This is a genomic window from Cellulomonas sp. P2_B4 (genome assembly GCF_056404795.1).
Genome location: NZ_JBFUDI010000058.1, coordinates 1 through 626, shown reverse-complemented (window position 1 = coordinate 626; position 626 = coordinate 1). Strand labels below are relative to the sequence as shown.

The window sequence follows — 626 nt, the reverse complement described above, 5'->3', positions numbered from 1 at the left end:
CAAGGCCAAGCGGGTTCTGGGCTGGGAAGCGACGACCACTCTTGCCGAGCTCGTCTCGGAAATGGTCCGCGAGGACCTGAAGGTCATCGCGCGCGAGGCCGAGACCCGCCGGCCCGACGAGGAGCGACCGAGCTCGCTGTACGCGATCAAGGGCTGAATATCCGCTCGACCTGCTGACCAACCTGCCCGCATTCAGCGAGATCGAACGCGCGGGCGCGAGGGTGTTCGGAATGCCGCTGCGGGCATCGTCCGCGCCTTCGCCGAATGGCGTGCAGGCGAGATTGCGGGCGCCTGTGCAAGCGCCTATCCGCGTGCGGCGATCATCGGCGATAGGCGAAATTGCTGTAAGGCGCACGGCGCCTTCAACCAGAACAGGGATGTGGCAAGATCAAGATGAGCGACGTGTTTTCCCTGACCGGCAAGCGAGTCTGGGTCGCCGGCGAGCGTGGCATGGTCGGCCGGGCGATCGTCCGGCGCCTTGCGAACGAACAATGCGAGATCGTCTCACCCACGACGCGTATCGACCTGCGCGATCAGGCGGCGACCTTTGCCTGGATGGCGGCCAACCCCGTCGACCTGATCTTTCTCGCCGCGGCGAAGGTCGGCGGAATTGCTGCCAACGACTC

The 626-nt window shown here is 65.5% G+C and carries 1 protein-coding gene; it reads left to right on the top strand.

What is annotated here, in order from left to right:
* Positions 1–393: 393 nt before the first annotated feature.
* A partial coding sequence (locus AC1DZC_RS20070) for an NAD-dependent epimerase/dehydratase family protein (protein ID WP_477044501.1) occupies positions 394–626 on the top strand: 233 nt, incomplete at its 3' end.